The organism is Actinomadura opuntiae (assembly GCF_030283205.1).
GTDB lineage: Bacteria > Actinomycetota > Actinomycetes > Streptosporangiales > Streptosporangiaceae > Spirillospora.
In genome coordinates, this window is record NZ_JASNWF010000001.1 from 150,200 (window position 1) to 168,264 (window position 18,065).

19 protein-coding genes are annotated in these 18,065 nt (G+C 71.8%); 14 read left to right on the forward strand and 5 right to left on the reverse strand.

Annotation, left to right across the window (positions count from 1 at the left end; genetic code table 11):
- Positions 1-183 precede the first annotated feature (183 nt).
- The 12 genes from QP089_RS00950 (at position 184) to QP089_RS01005 (ending at position 14,197) form a co-directional block, all read left to right on the forward strand.
- Complete coding sequence (locus tag QP089_RS00950; protein ID WP_285909188.1) at positions 184-3,894, forward strand: phage tail tape measure protein; 3,711 nt, start codon at positions 184-186, stop codon at positions 3,892-3,894.
- Between the two features lie 17 nt (positions 3,895-3,911).
- Entirely contained in the window at positions 3,912-4,850 is a 939-nt protein-coding gene (locus QP089_RS00955; RefSeq protein ID WP_285909189.1) for a phage distal tail protein, read from the forward strand.
- Positions 4,851-4,853: 3 nt separating this feature from the next.
- Positions 4,854-6,017: a siphovirus ReqiPepy6 Gp37-like family protein gene (locus tag QP089_RS00960; protein WP_285909190.1), complete on the forward strand. Its 1,164-nt coding sequence runs from the start codon at positions 4,854-4,856 to the stop codon at positions 6,015-6,017.
- Between the two features lie 16 nt (positions 6,018-6,033).
- Entirely contained in the window at positions 6,034-6,945 is a 912-nt protein-coding gene (locus tag QP089_RS00965; RefSeq protein WP_285909191.1) for a hypothetical protein, read from the forward strand.
- Positions 6,946-6,959: 14 nt separating this feature from the next.
- On the forward strand, positions 6,960-7,733 hold the full coding sequence (locus QP089_RS00970; protein ID WP_285909192.1) for a hypothetical protein: 774 nt from the start codon (positions 6,960-6,962) through the stop codon (positions 7,731-7,733).
- A complete protein-coding gene (locus QP089_RS00975) occupies positions 7,730-10,333 on the forward strand; it encodes an alkaline phosphatase D family protein (protein WP_285909193.1) in 2,604 nt (867 codons plus the stop codon). The genes QP089_RS00970 and QP089_RS00975 overlap by 4 nt, the downstream gene beginning before the upstream one ends.
- Before the next feature lie 23 nt (positions 10,334-10,356).
- Positions 10,357-10,686: a hypothetical protein gene (locus tag QP089_RS00980; protein WP_285909194.1), complete on the forward strand. Its 330-nt coding sequence runs from the start codon at positions 10,357-10,359 to the stop codon at positions 10,684-10,686.
- A 17-nt stretch (positions 10,687-10,703) separates the two neighbouring features.
- Entirely contained in the window at positions 10,704-11,276 is a 573-nt protein-coding gene (locus QP089_RS00985; protein ID WP_285909195.1) for a collagen-like domain-containing protein, read from the forward strand.
- Positions 11,273-12,280, forward strand: coding sequence for a glycoside hydrolase domain-containing protein (locus QP089_RS00990; protein WP_285909196.1), 1,008 nt, complete (start codon positions 11,273-11,275; stop codon positions 12,278-12,280). The genes QP089_RS00985 and QP089_RS00990 overlap by 4 nt, the downstream gene beginning before the upstream one ends.
- Positions 12,281-12,494: 214 nt before the next feature.
- Positions 12,495-13,385, forward strand: a complete 891-nt coding sequence (locus QP089_RS00995; RefSeq protein WP_285909197.1) for a C1 family peptidase — start codon at positions 12,495-12,497, stop codon at positions 13,383-13,385.
- 3 nt (positions 13,386-13,388) lie between these two features.
- Positions 13,389-13,679, forward strand: a complete 291-nt coding sequence (locus QP089_RS01000) for a hypothetical protein (RefSeq protein ID WP_285909198.1) — start codon at positions 13,389-13,391, stop codon at positions 13,677-13,679.
- A gap of 122 nt (positions 13,680-13,801) precedes the next feature.
- Positions 13,802-14,197, forward strand: a complete 396-nt coding sequence (locus tag QP089_RS01005) for a hypothetical protein (RefSeq protein WP_285909199.1) — start codon at positions 13,802-13,804, stop codon at positions 14,195-14,197.
- Positions 14,198-14,307: 110 nt separating this feature from the next.
- Here QP089_RS01005 and QP089_RS01010 read toward each other — a convergent pair whose 3' ends face one another.
- Positions 14,308-14,862 carry a hypothetical protein gene (locus QP089_RS01010; RefSeq protein WP_285909200.1) on the reverse strand — a complete coding sequence of 185 codons (555 nt, stop codon included), beginning with the start codon at positions 14,860-14,862 and terminating at the stop codon, positions 14,308-14,310.
- Positions 14,863-15,128: 266 nt separating this feature from the next.
- Here QP089_RS01010 and QP089_RS01015 point away from each other — a divergent pair, with 266 nt between their 5' ends.
- A complete protein-coding gene (locus QP089_RS01015; RefSeq protein ID WP_285909201.1) occupies positions 15,129-15,401 on the forward strand; it encodes a hypothetical protein in 273 nt (90 codons plus the stop codon).
- Positions 15,402-15,692: 291 nt separating this feature from the next.
- Positions 15,693-15,965, forward strand: a complete 273-nt coding sequence (locus QP089_RS01020; RefSeq protein WP_285909202.1) for a hypothetical protein — start codon at positions 15,693-15,695, stop codon at positions 15,963-15,965.
- Positions 15,966-16,260: 295 nt separating this feature from the next.
- Here QP089_RS01020 and QP089_RS01025 read toward each other — a convergent pair whose 3' ends face one another.
- From QP089_RS01025 to QP089_RS01040, 4 genes are all read right to left on the reverse strand, one after another.
- Positions 16,261-16,545, reverse strand: coding sequence for a DivIVA domain-containing protein (locus tag QP089_RS01025; protein ID WP_285909203.1), 285 nt, complete (start codon positions 16,543-16,545; stop codon positions 16,261-16,263).
- Between the two features lie 34 nt (positions 16,546-16,579).
- The gene (locus QP089_RS01030; RefSeq protein WP_285909204.1) at positions 16,580-17,356 is read right to left on the reverse strand and encodes a class I SAM-dependent methyltransferase; all 777 of its coding nucleotides are present in this window, start codon (positions 17,354-17,356) and stop codon (positions 16,580-16,582) included.
- Between the two features lie 127 nt (positions 17,357-17,483).
- A complete protein-coding gene (locus QP089_RS01035; protein WP_285909205.1) occupies positions 17,484-17,741 on the reverse strand; it encodes a DUF397 domain-containing protein in 258 nt (85 codons plus the stop codon).
- Positions 17,738-18,058 (reverse strand): hypothetical protein, encoded by a 321-nt coding sequence (locus tag QP089_RS01040; protein ID WP_285909206.1) that lies wholly within the window; start codon positions 18,056-18,058, stop codon positions 17,738-17,740. The genes QP089_RS01035 and QP089_RS01040 overlap by 4 nt, the downstream gene beginning before the upstream one ends.
- Between the last annotated feature and the right edge of the window lie 7 nt (positions 18,059-18,065).

Here is an 18,065-nt window from a genome sequence, read left to right on the forward strand (position 1 = left end):
CTGCTGATCTCCGGCGCGGACGAGGAGTCCGCCAAGGAGCTGGAAGAGACCCTCGCCGCGCCGCTGGACCCCGGCGCGGCCGCCGACATGCGCCGCGCGCAGGCGGCGCTGTCCAACCTCGCCCGGCTCGTCTGACGCCCGGCTCATCTGACCCGCCCCGCCGACCGGCGAAGGAGGTGACCTGTGGCTCCTCTCGCCGAGGCGTTCGTCCGCGTCCGCGCCCAGACCGACACCGTCCGCCGGGACGTCGAGCGGGAGTTCGACCAGGCCGGTCGGCAGGGCGGCCAGTCGTTCGGGCGGCAGTTCGACCGCGAGACCGGCCGGCAGGTCAGCGAGACGCTCGGGCAGACCTCCCGGCAAGCGCAGGACAGCGGCGGGGAAGCCGGCCACCGGTTCGGGTCCGGGTTCGCCGGCACCCTGAAGGACTCCCTCGGGACCGCGCTCGCCGCCGCCGGGATCGGTGCCGCGTTCGGGTCCGCGCTGGCCGAGGCGATCGACCTGTCCGCAGCGCGCGGCACGATCCAGGCGCAGCTCGGCGTCACCAAGGACGAGTCCGCGCGGATCGGCGGCGTCGCCGGGAAGCTGTTCGCCTCGGCGTACGGCGACTCGATGGAGGAGGTCAACGGCGCCGTCACCAGCGTGATCCGCAACATGGACGGGATGCGCAGCGCGTCCTCCAGCGCGCTGCAGGAGACCACCGCCCGAGCGCTCACCACCGGCCGGGTCCTGGACGCCGATGTCGGCGACGTGACCCGGGCGGTTTCGCAGCTCATGCGGACCGGGCTGGCGAAGTCCAGCGCCGAGGCGTTCGACATCATCACCCGCGGCGCACAGGTCGGCGCGGACAAGTCCGGCGACCTGCTCGACACGTTCAACGAGTACTCGGTCCAGTTCAAGGACATGGGGCTGTCCGGGCAGGAGGCCCTCGGGCTGATCTCCCAGGGGCTGCGGGCCGGCGCGCGCGACAGCGACCAGGTCGCCGATGCGCTCAAGGAACTGAACATCCGGATCAAGGGCCTGGACACCAACGCCGTACCCGCCCTGAAGTCGCTCGGCCTGAACGCCAAGCAGATGGCGTCGGCGTTCTCCAAGGGCGGCCCGGAGGCCCGCGCCGCACTCAACCAACTCCTCACGCGCCTGGCGGCGGTGCAGGACCCCGCCAAGCGGGCGCGGCTCGCGGTGGCGCTGTTCGGCACGCAGGGCGAGGACATGGCCCGCTCGATCAACGCCCTGAACCTCAACACCGCCGTGCAGCAGCTCGGGAAGGTGCAGGGCGCCACCGACAACGCCGGCAAGGCGCTCACCGAAACCTCGCAGGCGAAGCTGACGGCGTTCCAGCGGCAGATTCAGCAGTCCGTGGTGAACGAGATCGCCACCAACGTGCTGCCCGTCCTGCAGAACTTCATCGGCTGGCTCGACAAGATGAACATCCCGACCGGCGGCCTGGCCGCGGCCGGGCTGACGCTCGGCAGTCTGGGCCTGGCCGCGAAGGTCGCGTCCACGTCGGTGTCGGGTCTCGTCACGGCGGGGCAGGGCGTCGGCCGGGGCATGTCCGCGATCGCGTCGGGCGCGCAGGGCGCCGCCACCGGGGTCGGGCGGGTCGCGCAGGGGTTCCGGTCGGCGCAGGTCGCCGAGTCGTCGTTCTCCGGCCGGGCCGGGACCTTCGGCGGGAAGCTACGAGGCGCCTACGACGCCGCGGCGAAGGGCGCTCGCGGCCTGGGGACCGCGACGGCGTCCGGGGTACGGACCGTCGCGTCCGGGGCCCGCACAGCCGCAACAGCGGTCGCGGGGCAGGCGGCGGCGCTGCGGACCGCGTCGGCCGCGCAGCTCGCCAACGCCCGCGCGGCGTCGACCGCGGCGGCCGCGAACGCCCGAGCGAAGGCCGCGGCCGCAGGCACGTGGCTGCAGGCGCAGGTGGTGGCGCTGCGCGCGGCGGCTGCGGCTCAGCTCGCGAACGCGCGGGCCGCAACCACGTCGGCGCTGGCGACCCTGCGACAGCGGGCGGCGTCGATCGCGTCGGCGGCTGCGGCCGGGGTGGTGCGGGTCGCGACGATCGCGTGGACGGCAGTGCAGTGGTTGTTGAACGCCGCGCTGTCGGCCAACCCCATCGGTTTGGTGATCTTGGCGATCGCCGCGCTGGGCGCCGCGGTGGTGGCCGCGTACATGAAGTTCGGGTGGTTCCGCAAGGCGGTGCAGACCGTCTTTTCGTGGTTCCAGACCGCGACGGCATTTGTCGTCAATTTTGTAAAGTCGCATTGGCAACTTCTCGTCGTGATCATCGGCGGCCCGATAGCGGCCGCAGTCGTCCTGGTGATCAAATATTGGTCGAATATCAAGAATGCCGTTCTCGCCGCCGTGAATTGGATCGTCGGGTGGGTGAAGTCCCACTGGCGCCTACTGGTGTCGATTATCGGCGGCCCGATAGCGGCGGCGGTCCTGCTGGTGATCAAGCACTGGTCCAGCATCCGCAACGCCACGACCAGCATGATCAACGCCATCAAGGGCGTGATCTCGCGTGGGATGTCCGCAGTCCGTAGCTCCTTCTCGAATGGCGTAACGGCTGTCGGAAAAGCCTGGGACCGAATGCGCTCGGTCACGAAAGCGCCCGTTAATTTTGTGATCGGAACTGTCTATAACAAGGGAATTCGCGGCCTATGGAATAAGGTTATCGGGTGGCTGCATCTCGGTAAAGGGTTGCAGCTCGGGCCCGTTCCTCAGCTCGCGGCCGGTGGCGCGCTGGACAACCCGAAGCGCGTCGGGTCCGGCGGGAAGTACTCCCGCGCAACCGCGATCGTCGGGGAGGGCAACACCAGCCGGCCCGAGTTCGTCATCCCGACCGACCCGGCGCACCGCACCCGCGCCCGCGCGCTGTGGGCGGCCGCCGGCCAGCGGCTCCAGATGCTCGAGGGCGGCGGCATCCTCGGCGGCATCTGGAACGGCATCAAGAAGACCGCGAGCAAGGTCGCCGACGTCGGCAAGCTCGGCCTGGCGCTGCTCGACAACCCCAAGCGCGTGTTCGATGACCTCGCGGCCAAGATGGTCCCCGGCGCGCAGCACCTGGCGACCTCGCCGTGGGGAACGGCGATCACGGCGATCCCGAAGAAGATGCTCAGCGCGACCTGGACCGCGGCGAGCAGCGTGATCGACGCGTTCAAGAAGGGATTCGGGGGCGGCGGCGCCCAGAACGTCGTCAACGCCGCCCGCAAGTACATCGGCGTTTGGTACCGGTGGGGCGGCACCGACATGTCCGGCATCGACTGCTCCGGTCTGACAATGCGCGCGTGGCTCGACGGTGCGCACCGCAACATCACCCGAACGACGTACACGCAGCGGCAGTTCATGAAGACCATTCCGGGCCCGAAGCCCGGCGCGGTCGGCCAGCCCCATCCCGGACACACCTATCTGGCCAGCCGCGTGCAGGGCGGCCGCACCTGGGTCGTGGAAGCCGCGCACACCGGCACCCGTGTGTCCGAGCATCTACTGACCCGCAACACGCCCTGGTGGGGTTACCCGCCCGGCATGGCCTCCGGCGGCGCGCTCGTCAAGGACCTCGGCGAGCAGTTCGTCCGCGGCCGCGGGAAGGGCTGGCAGGCCGCGAAGTGGCTCGGCCTCGCGGGCGACCCGGGCGGCGTCGTCCGCGGCTTCGGCCCGGCGCTGCGGCCCCTCACCTTCGACTCCGGCGGCCTGCTGCCTCCCGGGATGTTCAACAAGACCGGCCGGCCCGAGCGCGTCACCACCGACTCGCAGTGGTCGGCGCTGACCCGCCTCGCCGAGCGCGGCGCCCAGCCGCGGCCGCCGGTCGAGGTCCACGTCCACGGGCTGCCCGGCATCCCGTCGGAACAGCAGATCTCTTCCGCCGTCGACAAGGCGCTGATCATGCACGGCGACTGGTGAGCGAAAGGGGGTAGCCGATGCCGATCCTCGTCCCCGTCTCGGCCCCGCCGGTCGTCACTCCCCCGTCCGTCCCCCAGCCCGCGGTCACGACGATCGTGGATCCGGCGGGGCGGGCGTGGCCGCTGGACGGCTCGAGCGGGATCCACCGGCAGCCGGGCCGCAAAGGATTCCACGCGCCCACCTACGTGCATTACCGGGACGAGTCCCCCATGGTCGACGGGGCGTTCTGGCGCGGCGTCCGCGCGAGCGTCCGTGAACTGTTCATCCCGATCGTCATCATCGGCCAGACCCGCGCCGAGCTGCTCGCCACGAGGCGAGCGCTGATCGCGTCGATCTCCCCGCGCCGCGGTGAATGCACCATCGTGTCCGCGCAGCCGGACGGCACCCGCCGCATGATCGGCGCCCGGTACGTCTCCGGGATGGAGGGCGAGGAGGGCAAAGGCCCCTGGGGCGTGCTGCTGATGTCCTACGGCCTGACGTTCGTCGCCGACGCCCCGTACTTCTACAGCGACCCGATCCCGCTCGAGTGGGGCTCGGGCGACGTGACCCGCACCGAACTGCCGATCCCCGGTGACGACGGCGCGTACGAGGTCGTGTCGGCCTCGCAGATCCTCGGGTCGTCGTCGGTGGTCAATCCGGGCGACGTCGACGCCTACCCGGTGTGGGAGTTCAACGGGCCCTTCACCGAAATCGCGCTGACGAACCTCACCTCCGGCAAGAGCATGACGCTGACGCACACCGCCGGCACGCCAGCCGACACCCTCACCATCGACACCACCCCAGGACAGACCGCCGTCGTGGACCAGGCCGGCGCCAACCAGTGGGACTCCCTGTCGGCGGGGTACTCGCTGTGGCCGCTCGTACCGCTCCAAAACGACCTGTCGATCGAGGTGTCCGGCAGCACCACCCTCACCGGCGCGCGGATGACCTACCGGCCCCGCTACGAGAGCGACTGACCGGTGGCGTTCATCCCGCCGCCGGTCGCCGAGCCGCCGTACTCCATCGAGGTCCGCAACGCCGCCCGCCGGCGGGTCGGGCAGGTCGACCGGCTCACCTCCCTGGAGCTGACGCCCGCCTACAACGCCGTCGGCGGATGGACGATGACGATCCCGGCCGGCAGCCCGCAGGAGGCACTGTTCGCCAAGGGCGGCTGGATCAGCGTGTCCGACCCGTCCACCGGGGAGGAGATCTTCACCGGGCAGGTCCGCGGCCGCAAACGCACCCGGTCCGACAACGAGCCGTTCCTTGGGATGCGGACCTTCTACGGGCCGTCCGCCGAGCAGCTCCTCGCCGACCGGCTGGCGTTCCAGGTCCCCGGGCAGCCCGCCACCGCGCAGTCCGCCGCCGAGTACGACCGCCGCGCCAACGTCGGTGAGACGACCATCAAGCGGTACGTCGACCTCAACTGCGGTCCCAACGCGATCCCCACACGCCGCACTCCCGGCCTGGTGATCGAGCCCGACGCCGGCCGCGGCAAGAACGTCACGGCGTCGGCGCGGATGACCCCGATGCTGGACCTGATCGGCCCGCTCGCCGAGACCGCCGGCCTGGGCTTCCGGATCCGGTTCAACCCCGCCGGGGACCTGGAGTTCCAGGTGTACGTGCCCACCGACAAGGCGGCGACCGCCCGGTTCGGGATCGACCTGGGCAACCTCACGTCCTACGAGCAGGTCGAGGAGGCCCCCAAGGCGTCCGCGGCAATCGTGGGCGGCTCCGGGGACGGCACCGCCCGGGTGTTCCGGGAGGTCCTCGACAGCGACGCGGTCGCCGACTGGGGTATCCGCGCCGAGGTGTTCGTGGACCAGGCCGGCGCCGCCACCGCCGACGAGCTGGACCAGGCGGGAGCCGAGCAGGTCGTGTCCAACGGCCCGGTCAACGGGCTGACGATCGAAGCGATCGACACCCGCCACCTGCGGTTCTTCCGGGACTACTACCTCGGCGACCGGGTCACGGCCGAGGACGTCACCGACATCCTGCGCGGCGTAACGATCAACTGGTCCGCCGCGGACGGCCTGACCGCCAAGAGCACGGTCGGCACCTCCAGCGTGACCGGCACCAAACGCATGATCAAACGCCTCGCGGACCTCACCGCCAAGGTCGCCGCGCTGCAGGCCAAGCAATAGAGAGAAGGGGTCGCCCGTGGTCGCCACGGAGTTCGCTGCGCCGTTCGCCGCCTCGAAGATCGCGACGGCGCTGCAGTTCCGCAAGCGGAACCGGCCGGGCCTGCCCGACGCGGTCGACACCGCGTACGGCAGCGCCGACCTGAAGGTGTCCGCGGTCGGCGGTACCGCGATCAACATCAACAGCGGCCGCGCCACCGTGCAGGCTGCGCTGTACGAGCTGTCGGGCGGGCCGCTGAACCTGCCGGTGCCGGCCAACAACACCGGGAGCGTCCGCACGGACTTCGCGGTCCTCACCTACGACGACAGCCACGATCCGGGCGTGTACGCGCGGGTCCTGCCCGGCCTCGCGCTGACCCAGAACGAGGCGGGCGTCTGGGACTTCCCGCTCGCGACGTGGCAGAAGACCGCGGCCGGCGCCATCCAGAACATGGTCGACCTGCGGGCGTTCCGCGGCTCCCCGGTCGTGCCCTGTACCTCGACGGCGCGGCCCCGCAACCCCACGCGAGGGATGCTCGCCTACGAGGCCGACACCGACCGCGTCATCAAGTGGACCGGGACGGAGTGGGAGGTCCTCAACGAGGACACGGGCTGGGTGACGATCACGCCGAACGGCGCGAACGCGGTCGCCTGGACCAACAACGTCGTGTCCCGGGTGCGGCGCAAGAACGGCCGCGTGCACCTGCGGATCGCGGTCACCCGGCTCTCTGCCTACGGCGACCTGAACCTGTCCGACGCGGACGGCTCGGTCGTGTTCACCCTCGCCGCGGAGTTCCGGCCGACGGTCGAGGAGATCGGGTTCGGATTCCACTCCAGGTCGCCGGTCTGCGTGCGCGCCGAGCGAGGCGGAGGCGTGCGGCTGTTCCCGATCACCGATCCGATCACCAAGGGCCGCACGGTGCAGGCGTCGATGTCCTGGCTCGTGGGCTGAGGAGGAAACAAAGGATGACGCGGTACTGGTTCGGCGGGCAGCCGTCGGATTACACCTACAACGTCGACCCCAGCGGCGCCGTGGTGTTCGCGCCATCGGCGCAGCTCGCGGCGTTCAACGCGCAGACCGGCGGCGCCGCCTATGACAGCCTGCTGGACGAGGGCGGCAACCAGACCGCGACGCTGGTCGCCGGGGACGGGACGATCCTCCCGGCCGGCAAGACACCCCGGTTCCAGGGCCCCGACGAGGTGCTCTCGCTGTGGATCGGGCCCGCGGACGGGTCGGGCACCCGCTACCTGATGCTGACCACCGACCTCGCCGATCTGCTGCGCGGCAAGCTCGACCTCGCCGGCGGGACGATGGAAGGCGAGCTGCGGCTGCAGGACGACTCCCCCGCCGCCAGCGAGGACTACGTCGACTCCCACGGCGGCGCGGGCGGCGCACCGAGCATCCTGCCGTTCTCGGTGACCGGCATCCTGTCCGTACGCGCCGGAACCGCCAGGGTCTACAACGACACCGGCAGGCCGCTGACGCTCGGGACGGTGCGGGCCTCGGCCGCGGTCGCACCGGCCGGGCAGGCGCTGATTGTCGACGTGCTCCTGAACGGCACGAGCATCTACACCACGCCGGCGAACCGGCCGACCATCGCGGCCGGCGCGGTCACCGGGACCGGCGGCACCCCCGGCGTGACCACCTGGGCGCCGGGCGACTACCTGACCGTCGACATCGTCCAGGTCGGCACGACCACGCCCGGGTCGGACCTCACCGTGACGGTTCCGTCGACATGACCCCGCCCGTCGTCCACACCGGCGCAGGCGACTTCACCGTCGCCACCGACCCGTCCAACGGCAACATCACCTGCGGCAAGCCGCCGAACACCTCCAGCGGCGACGTGCTGATCGCTGTCCTGAACAGCACGATCGCCTCCACCTGGGACATCGTCCCCGAAGGGTGGACGCAGGGCGCCATCGTCAACACCACCCGCACCACCAGCGTCTTCTACAAGGCGATCCCGTCCGCGGCCGCCGAGACCGCCACCGATTATCACTGGCACCTGGCTGGCGGCGCCGGACGTATCGGCGCGCTGATCTTCCGGGCGACCGGGGTGGACGGAGAGGACCCGATCGACGCCGTGGGCGCCGGCGGGGCGGGGACCGCCGCGATCGTGGACCCGGCCGTCATCGCCGAGTCCGCCGAGGCGGTCCTCCTCGCGGTGTTCTGTAGCTACATCGCCTCCGGCAGCCCGACAGCGATCACCAAGCCCAACGGCATGACCAACGTGGGCGGCTGGAGCGTCACCACCGGCACGAACTCGACCACGTGCCTGGTCACCTACGAGACCCTCGCGGCGGCCGGTGACAGCGGCACCCGTACCGCCGCCGTCGCCCCGGCCGGCGCGAACGGGACCGGCCTGATGGTCACCCTCAAGCCGGGCACGGTCGCGCAGCCTCCACCGGCGCCGGTCGCGCACTTCGGCGCGGACGACGTGTCCACGGTCGCGGTGTCGTCGTCGCCGCTGCTGCGGGTGCCGAAGCCCCCGGCCACCACTGACGGTGACCTGCTCGTCGGGGTGTTGCAGCACCGCAACTCCGGGCCCGTGTTCAGCACGGTCCCGCCCGGCTGGACGCCCTGGCCGGTCGCCTACAACGCCAACGGGATCCTCGCCGCGTACTGGAAGCGGGTCGATGACGCCGCGGGCGAGCCGGACGTCTACACCTGGCGCAGCCCGAACGGGTCGGCCAGGGGCGCGGCGGTGGTGTTCCGGGTGACCGGCGCGGCAGCGCCCGGCCCGGAGGGCGGCCCGGTCGACTCTGTCGGCGCCGCAACCGGGGCGGGCACCGACAGCATCACCGCGCCGCCGGTGGACATCTCCGCGCCCGCTGCGCTGCTCCTGGCGTGCTTCGCCACGACGGCGAGCAACACCACCCCGCCGGCCGTCACCGCGCCGGACGGGATGCAGGAGGTCGCCGCCGTGCCGGTCGTGACCGGGTCCGCGTCGGCGTTCCTGCAGGTGTCCGCGCTCGAGCTGATGGCGTCCGGGTCGTCCGGGGCCCGGACCGCCGCCGTCTCCCCGTCGGCGGGCAGCGCCGCCGGTTTCCTGTTGGCCGTCGCGCCTCCCGGGTACGGGACGGCGCAGCCGCCGCAGCTCCTCGGCCGGCTGACCGGAGGCGTCACGGCCGAGGCCGCGAGGGTCACCGCGGTGACGAAGTTCGCCGGGTCGGTGCGGTTCGCGTGCAGTATGAGCCCGGACCTGTCCTCGCCGACGTTCACCCCATCGGTCGTCCCGGACCGGGACGGCATCGCGGCCGGGGAGTTCTCCGGCCTGTCCGCCGACACCGTCTATCACTGGGCGGTCGAGCTCGACGGGGCCCTCAACATCGTGGACGTGTCGAGGTTCCGGACCCTGCCGGATGCGGGCGCGCCGGCGTCGTTCTCCTTCGCGGCGGGGAGCTGCGCGGACACCAACTCCAACGCCGCCTCGTTCGCTGACGCGGCCGCCCGGGTCGGACCGACCGGCGCGCCGCCGCTGTTCGTCGCGCACCTGGGCGACATGCACTATCAGGACATCGGCGCTGATGACCGGGCGTGGGTGCTGGCCGCCTGGCTGAACGCGATCGGGCAGCCGAATCAGCAGGCGCTCTACGGGGCGGCGCCATTGGCGTACACGTGGAGCGATCATGACTTCGGCGGCCCGAACGTGGCGGCGAGCAGCCCGGCCGCGCCGGCGGTTCAGTCCGTCTACCGCAGGCTGTTCCCCTCGCATCCGCTGCCGGGCGACGGGGTCGGGATCTACCAGTCGTGGCAGGTCGGGCGGGTCCGGTTCATCCTGACCGACGGCCGGTCCTACATGGACCCGATCACCGCGCCGGACAACGCCGACAAGTCCAAGCTCGGGCCGGTACAGAAAGCGTGGTGGAAGGAGCAGGTGACGGCGCCGGGCGCGGGCCTGGTGGTGTGGCTGCACGAGGACGGCTGGCACAACGCCTCCACGTTCGGGGGCGATGACACCTGGTCGGCGTACGCGACCGAGCGCCGCGAGCTGGCCGACTACATCACCGAGCACCAGGTGCCGCTGCTTTACGTCCACGGCGACGTCCACGCGCTCAGCTATGACGACGGCTCGCACGTCCCCGGCCGTTTCCCGCTCATCAGCGTCAGCCCGTGGGACCAGACGACGTTCATCGGCAACGGCGGCCTCACCGGCGGTGTCGTCCCGACCCCGCAGTCCCCGTCGGTGAAGGCCCAGCAATACGCCTGGTTCGACGTGCTGGACGACGGCGCCCAGATCCTCGTCCGGTACCTGGGCGTCTCCGGCGGCCAGGTCGTCCAGCGCATGGACTTCTCCTGGGGGATCGACCGGCGCACCGGGTGGGGCGTGCCGACGTGAAAGGGGCCGTCGGGTGAGGGGGCTTGGTGGATGACCCGACCGTCAAGTGGCGTCTGGACCGCCTCGAGCAGCAGCAGCACGAGCAGGCAGCTCGCTCCATCTCCCCCGAGCTGTACGCCCGCGATCGCGCTGAACTCGAGCGCGACATCGCTGACCTACGGCGGCACCTGGACAAGGTCGAGAAGGAATGCCAGGACCGGGTGGAGAAGGCAGAGAAGCGGGTCAGTGACCGGCTGGACAAGTCCGGGACGAACTGGAGGCAGAGCCTTTTCCAGGGCGTGCTGCCGACGCTGTTCCTCGCGCTCACTCTCCTGGTCACGGTGCTGCTCGCGCTCCGCGGCGCCGGGAAGTAGGGACCGTGGTTAAACGGATGAGGGTCGCGCGGTGGCAGATCGCGAACGCCATCGGCTGGTGCGCCGTCGGGCTCGTGCTGGTGTTCGTCGTCTCGCAGATCCAGGTGCTCGGCGGGCGGCTGGCGAAGGCGGAGCGGAAGTCGGAGGCGTACGCCTCGCAGCTCCGCGAGCACGGCCTCGAACCGAACCCGCCGGGACCGTCCGGCGCGCCAGGAGCGCAGGGCCCGGAAGGAAGCCCCGGCGCGGCGGGCGCGAACGGCAGCCCCGGCAAGTCGGGACCGCGAGGGCCCGCGGGCGAGACCGGACAGCAGGGCGCGCCGGGCAAGACAGGGGCGTCCGGCGCGCCGGGCAAGGCCGGCGCTTCCGGCGCCCCGGGGCAGCCGGGCAAGGACGGCTCGCCCGGTCCTGCAGGCCCGCAGGGGCCGCAGGGTGACGCGGGCCCGCGCGGCGCTCAGGGGCCGCCTGGCCCGTCCGGGCCGCCGGGCCCGCTGTGCCCGTCCGGCCAGCACCAGGAGGCCCGGACGGTAATGACCACGGACGGCCCGCAGCCGTCCACGATCTGCGTGCCCAACGAAGGGGGCCAGGGATGACGGTGTTCGGGGTGGACTACGCGTGGGGACGCCCCGGCGTGTCCGCGCTCAAGCGCGCCGGCGTGAAGTTCGCCTGCCGCTACCTCTCGCACGACACGACCGGGAAGAACCTGACCCGCGCCGAAGCCGAGGAGCTTTCGGACGCGGGGATCTGGCTCGTGGTGGTGTGGGAGACCGCCGCGAACCGCGCGCTGTCGGGACGGTCCGGCGGCGTCGCGGACGCACGGGACGCTGCGGCGCAGGCAAAGGCGTGCGGCATGCCCGGCGACCGGCCGATCTACTTCGCGGTCGACTGGGACGCCTCCGCCTCGCAGCAGGCGAAGATCAACGCCTACCTGGAGGGCGCCGCGTCCGTCCTCGGCCGCGGCCGGGTCGGGCTGTACGCCGGATACGGGCCGGTCAAGAGGGCGTTCGACGCGAAGAAGATCGCCTACGGCTGGCAGACCTACGCCTGGTCCAACGGCCGGTGGGACTCCCGCGCGCAGCTGCAGCAGTACTCCAACGACCGCCGGATCAACGGCGTCGGTCTCGACTACGACCGCGCTGTCAAGGACGACTTCGGGCAGTGGCGCGTGGGCGTCACGCCCGCCGCTACCGACCAGCAGGAGGACGACGACATGCCCGAGTACGTGAGCCTGGGCCTCTCCAAGCCCGTCGCGCTGAAGGCCGGCGCGAAGACCCGCATCGGGTTCGACAAGGAGTACGCCGACTGGGGCAAGGCGCACGCCGACCCCGGCGCCTACCCCGGGATCCTGTCCGGCGGGAAGGCGCCCGGGACGAGCTTCTCCCTGTCGGTCAACATCACCGACGGCGTGAAGTGGCGGCTCATCGAGACCGACCCCGACAAGAAGTACGCCACCTCCAAGACCTACGAGACCCGCGTCGGCTCCGGGACGGTCACGGGCCGGGTGAACACCAAGCAGCACCTCTACGTCGAGGTCGAGCCCGACAAGGACGTCACGGTGAACGTGGCCGTCCGCGCGCTGTACTGGCGCGCCCGCTGACCCACCGCCGCCTCCACCGCCCCGGCCGCCCGGACCGGGGCTTCGTCGTCTCTGGGGGTCCGATGCTCTGGCGCCTCGCGACGTCCGCCGCCGCGGTGCTGGTCGCCGTCGCCCCGCTCATCTCCCTGTGCGCCCGCTGACCTCCCGTCCGGCTGCGCCCGCTCACTTCCCCGGGGGCTCCCCCTGGGACTGTTCACGCCTTGTAGGAGGGACCTTGTCCGTCACGTTCCAGCCGGGCCGGAAGGCGCCCGTCCCGGAGAAGCCGCGGCTGTCGATGTCGGCGCTCGTCGCCGCGGCGCCGGCCCCGCCCGCGTCGGTCGATTGGTACTCGGCCGTCGGGTCCTGGCCGATGTACCTGAACGATCAAGAGGGCGACTGCACGATCGCCACCGAGGCGCACACCCTGCAGGGCGCCTCGACGTACGGCAACGGCGCCACGGTGACCGTGACCGACGACGACGTGCAGGTCGTCTACTCGCGGGTCAGCGGCTACCGGCCGGGCCACCCGGAGACCGACGTCGGCGCCGTGATGCAGGACGTCTACAACGACTGGCGGCGGACCGGGCTCGCCGGCCACCGGATTCTCGCGTTCGGCGAGGTGCGGGTGTCCGACCGCGAGGAGGTCAAGGCCGCGATCAACGTGTTCGGGTCGGTCGGGCTCGGCCTGGTCGTCAGCGAGCAGATGATGAGCGACTTCAATTCCGGCCGCGGCTGGACCCGCTCGGGCGGCAGGTCGCTGGGCGGGCACGCGGTTCCGGCGGTCGGCTACGACGAGGCCGGCGTCTGGCTGGTGACCTGGGCGAAGGTCATCCACATGTCGTGGCCGGTGTTCGAGGACGTGGTGGAGGAGGCGTGGGCGGCCATCCTGCCGGAGTGGCTGAACGCCGACACGCAGCTGTCCCCGCTAGGCGAGGAGCTGTACGCCCTCGGGGCGGAGCTGGCGGCGCTGACCGGCGGCGAGAACCCGTTCCCGAGCCCGGACGGCCCGGCCCCCGACCCCACGCCGGAGCCCGCTCCGGAGCCGGAGCCGGGCCCCGGGCCGTCCGGGTGCCTCGGGCAGTTCATCGGCGAGCTCAAGACCCTGATCCGCAAGTACGGCGGGTGACCCGTGCCCATCTGGACGGCGCCGCCCCGCAAGCCGGGCCTCGGCCGGATCGTCCACTACCGCGGCAGGGTGGGGCGGCTCGCGGTGCGGGCGGCGGTCGTGACGGCGACGCTCGACAGCCTCATCCCCGACGGCGTCGTGGCCGGGGACGTGCCCGCGCTCGATGACGCGATGCACGTCCACCTGTGGGTGTTCACCCCGGGCGGCGGGTTCTCGGAGTTCAACGTCCCGTACTCGCCGCCGCGGCCCGGAGGGATCACGCCCGGCTGCTGGTGCTGGCCGCCCCGGGACTGAGGACCCCCGCCACCGCCGGCGCCCGCGGGCGCCGGCCGGTCCGCCTCCACCGCTGTGGAGGCCGGGCCCCTTTTCAACGTGGGCGGCGTGGGCCGCCCGGTGACCGAAGGAGGTCGCGAAGCATGAAGATCTTCGGCAGGGAGCCCGCGCAGTGGCTCGCCGCGCTCGCCATCCTGGTCGAGCTGCTCGTCGCCGTGGGCGTCCCGCTGACCAAGGACCAGCAGTCCTACGTCAACGCGGCCGCGACGGCGGTCATGGGTGCGCTGGTCGCCTGGACGGTCGCGCGGGAGAAGTTCGCCGCGCTGGCCGGCGGCGCGGTGTTCGCGCTCGGGCAGCTCGCGGTGTCGCTGGGCCTGGACGTCAGCCAGGACACCATTGCGGCGATCGGGTCGGCGATCACCGCGGGCCTGGCGCTGTGGCTGTACGGGAAGGTGACGCCTCCTGTGTCGGAGGACGAGGTGCAGGCCAGGCGCGCGCGGAAGGCCGAGGCCCGGCAGCGCAAGCGCGCCGCGGCGTAACCGGTCCGGTACGGCGGCGCCCCCGCTCCTTCCTCGGGAGGAGCGGGGGCGCTGTTGGCGTCCTGGGGGTTAGGCGTGCCCGGCCTGCGCCGTAGAACCGGGTGAACTGATCAGCGGACAGGCAGGGTGGGGCCGTAAGGCATGTCAACCCGCGCTGGCACCTCCAGCAGCGCGGCGCACGCCTTCCCCGCCCCCTGCCCTGTCCGCGGTACTTGGATGGTCTTGTACTGGCTGGAGGGGCACAGCTTCTGGTCGAACATCAGTGTGTCGATCTTGGCGTTGTGCGCGTCGTAGAACTCGAACGCGTCGGGGTCGATGTCCAGGTCGTCGCTGCTGCGGTTCTCGTACCGCCACGTGAAGGTGATCTTCTGCGCGACCTTGCCGTCCGGTGCGTTGAGGACGTTGACCTCCGGGTGCTTCTCGGCGCGGAAACCGCTGATGTACACCGTCACCGGCGGGTAGTCGTCGGTGCGTGCGCAGGGCTGTGGTGAGCAGGCGGGCGCTGCGCTGGTGGGCGCGGTCGGCGGAGTCTTCGGTACGGCTGCCGTGCGTTGTCCGGACGTGTGGTCGTCACCGGAGCAACCGGACATGGCCGCGGTTGCCAGGGCGCCGGCGATCGCAGCGGCGGCGAAAGGGCGGGGGGCGAGGCGGAGAGGCGTCGGCATCGGACTTCCCTCGTCGGGGGGCAGGGGTGTCGAAGCGCGCCCTCACCTTAGCCAGGTGATCATGGGGCTGGGTAGCGGTTCAGGGGGAGGCCAGTGGTTTCCCGGACCGCGCCCCACGGCGGCCGAGGCTGGCGGGTAGCGTCGGCGGGCGCAGACTTATCCACAGAACGCGGTTCGAATGCCGCGCGCGGTCGTGGCTTCATACGGTCACGACATGGACACCGAACCGCACGTATCTCGATCACACGTTCGACTACCCTGGGCGCGTGCCCCATGCCCTCGTCGTTGACCGACTGATCACGGCCCGTCTGCTCGCCGTTGCGACGCGGCACGCTGGATGGCGCGTCCCCTGGGGCCCGGATCGCGCGGCCGCACTGCTGGAGCTGCGACAGGTCGCGACCGAGCAGGTGAAGCGTCGGCGGCCGCATCCGCCGGCGGAACGCATCCGGCCCGACCTGCTCGCCGAGGTCGCCGGGCTGCTGATCGGCACGGCGCCGGACTCCCACCCCAAGCAGAACGCGATCGCCGCCGACCCTTGACGTCCTCGCGGAGCTGGTCGACGCCGATACGCGGCGGGGGCTGGTCGACGAGTGGGTGCGGGTGGGCATGGAGCGTGCGGCGGCGGGTCAGGGTGCGCCGTTCTCCCGGCCGCCGCCAGGTGCGCCCGGCGCGGGCCGGGCGCACCGCGGGGAGTGATCCAGGCCGGAGGCGCTGACGGCGGCCCGCAAGTCGCCGCACGGTGGCGGATAACTTTGTCTCAAGAATTGACAAGGTTTCCGGGGGCGTACTAACCTTGTCCCTAGTTAGAGACAAGGAATTGAGGAGACGCCGTGACCGAGAACAGCCAGACCACCGCCGAGTCCGCCGCCCCGCGGGTGGGCCGCCAGTTCACCTACTACGGCTTCGTCTCCCCGGAGACCTACACGATCACCGAGGTCAACTCCGAGGCCGTGGTCATGACCAGGCCCTGCAAGAACCCGCGCACCGGCCGCATCCAGTACAAGGCGCCGGGCATCCCCGCCACCGCCGAGTCCAGCATGACCCTCGCGAACTTCAACCGGATGATCGCGGAGGGCCGGGCGGCATACCTGACCCGCTCGTAGGAGGTGACGGGCGCGCCGGTAGCGCGAGGCCCGCCTCCGCCGGAAACGGCGGGGGCGGGCCGTTTGTCGTCCGGGTTCGGAGCCTGCGGCGCCCCGGTGCGTTTTGTTGTGTTTGTGCTGGTCAGGGCTAACCTGTCCCCCGATCGCGGTAGCGTGTTCCCAGCGCGGTCCGTTTTCCCGGGGGGTGAAAACGGGCCGCTGGCCCGCTCCCAGTAGCCCGGTCGACCCTCCGGGCTTCGGGCGCACAAGAACGGCCCCGCGTGTCGCGCCGCGGGGCCGTTCTGCTGTCTGCCGTTCAGCGGAGCGCGTCGCGCTCCCGCCGCGCGGCGTCGCGCTCCTCGGTCAGCCGCTCCAACTCGGCGGCGACCCGGTCCAGGAAGCTGTCCACCTGCTCGATGGAGTACCCCATCGCCAGGCGGGTGGTGGCGAAGCCCGCGGCGTGGACGTCCGCGGCGGTGAGCCGGTCAGGGTCGGCGCTGTGCCGGGCCTTCACCTGCTCCTCCGTCACCCCGAGGGCGGAGCTGATCGCGGATACCTGCTCGGTGAGGGCGTCGAGCTTGGCGTTGATGTCGTCGGTCATGGGCTTGTCCTAACACGCGATGGACGGCGGCGTCTCAAGTTTCGGCGCCGAGGAACGTCAGCTCGGCGAGGAAGAACCCCACCTTGCCTGAGTAGTAGTGCCCGGCCAGCTTCCAGTCCGACCCGGCGACGACCTCCTGCAGCTCGGACGGGCTGAGCAGCAGCCGGTCAAACCAGTCGGACGTCCACGACTTGTAGCGGACGCGGATGCGGACCTGGCCGGCCGGGCGGCCGCACTCGCGGTTGCGATCGTGGTAGGCGCGGTGCTCGGGGGTCGCCGCGGCGTACGGGTCGTGGCCGACCGCCAGGATCCGCGCACCCGGCCGCGCGAGCCGGGACAGGCTGGCGAGGACGGCGGGCGCGTTCCCCGGTGAGCCGAGCAGGCCGAGGTTGCCGCCAAGGAGCAGGAGGGTGTCGAAGGTGCCGACGTCGCCCGGCTCGAGCACCGTCCCGACCCGGACGTCCAGGCCCTGATCGCGCGCGACCGCCACGGCGCCGGGTGATGGGTCGATACCTACAGCGTCGTGGTCACCGATGAGCGCGAGCAGGTGACGGCCGGCGGCGCAGCCGATGTCCAGGACCCGGCCGCGCGCCGCGGCGACGGCGCGGCGCTCGCACGGCTCCCACTCGTCGGGCCTGGTGAAATAACGGTACGCGTCCTCCACACCGACGTATCCGTCGTCGCGCTCGACCACCTGGAGGTGGGAGCCGCGCCGCGGGCCGGCCTCGTAGGCGTCGCGCAACAGGGCGCCGTATCCGTCGTCGGGTGTGGCTTCGTCGTGTCTGGCGGATGCGTGTGTGCTGGGCGGCATGGTGATCCTCCGGCGCGCGGGAAGGGGGCCGTCGCGGCTCAGGTGCGCGCCTTTGACCTGAGCTGCGGGGAGGTGGAAGGGGCGGCGCGGCCGGGCCGCCGGTGGTCACCGGCAGCGCCGCCCCGGCTCATCGGGCCTTGATCGCGTCGAACAGCGAGCGGAGCTGGCGGCGCGTCAGCAGTAGCCACTCGTCGGGGAAGCGGGAGCTGCGGATGGCGCGCGTCTCCCTGTCGATCACGCCGACCTCGACGCACAGCGCTGCGCCGGGGGCGCTGCTGCTGCGGCTGCTCTTGGTCCAAGTGTTGGGCTGAATCGCTGCCTCCTGGTGCTGGACGGGGGCGGCCGTCGACCGGGTGCCGTCCTGCCAGCGCCGCTCCCTGCTCATGGGGCGGGCTCGTGGACGGGCGCGTTGAGCAGCTCGGCGAGCTTGCGGGCTGCCTGCTCGGCGTCGGGGCCGAGGGTCTTGCCCTCGTACTGGCCCGAGTCGACGACGTACTCGCCGTTGCGGAACCGGACCCGGTACGGGCCGAGCCACTGATACTTAACGCGCAGGAACGGGGCCGGGCCGGTCGCGGCGACCTCGCCGAGCGCGGGCTCGGCCCCGACGTTCGGGGCGGTCCGGCGAAGCGCGGCGTAGAGCGCGTTGACTTCCGACCACAGCTTGCGGGACGGCAGGGGTGGCGGCGGGGGCTGCTCGGTCATCAGGGTC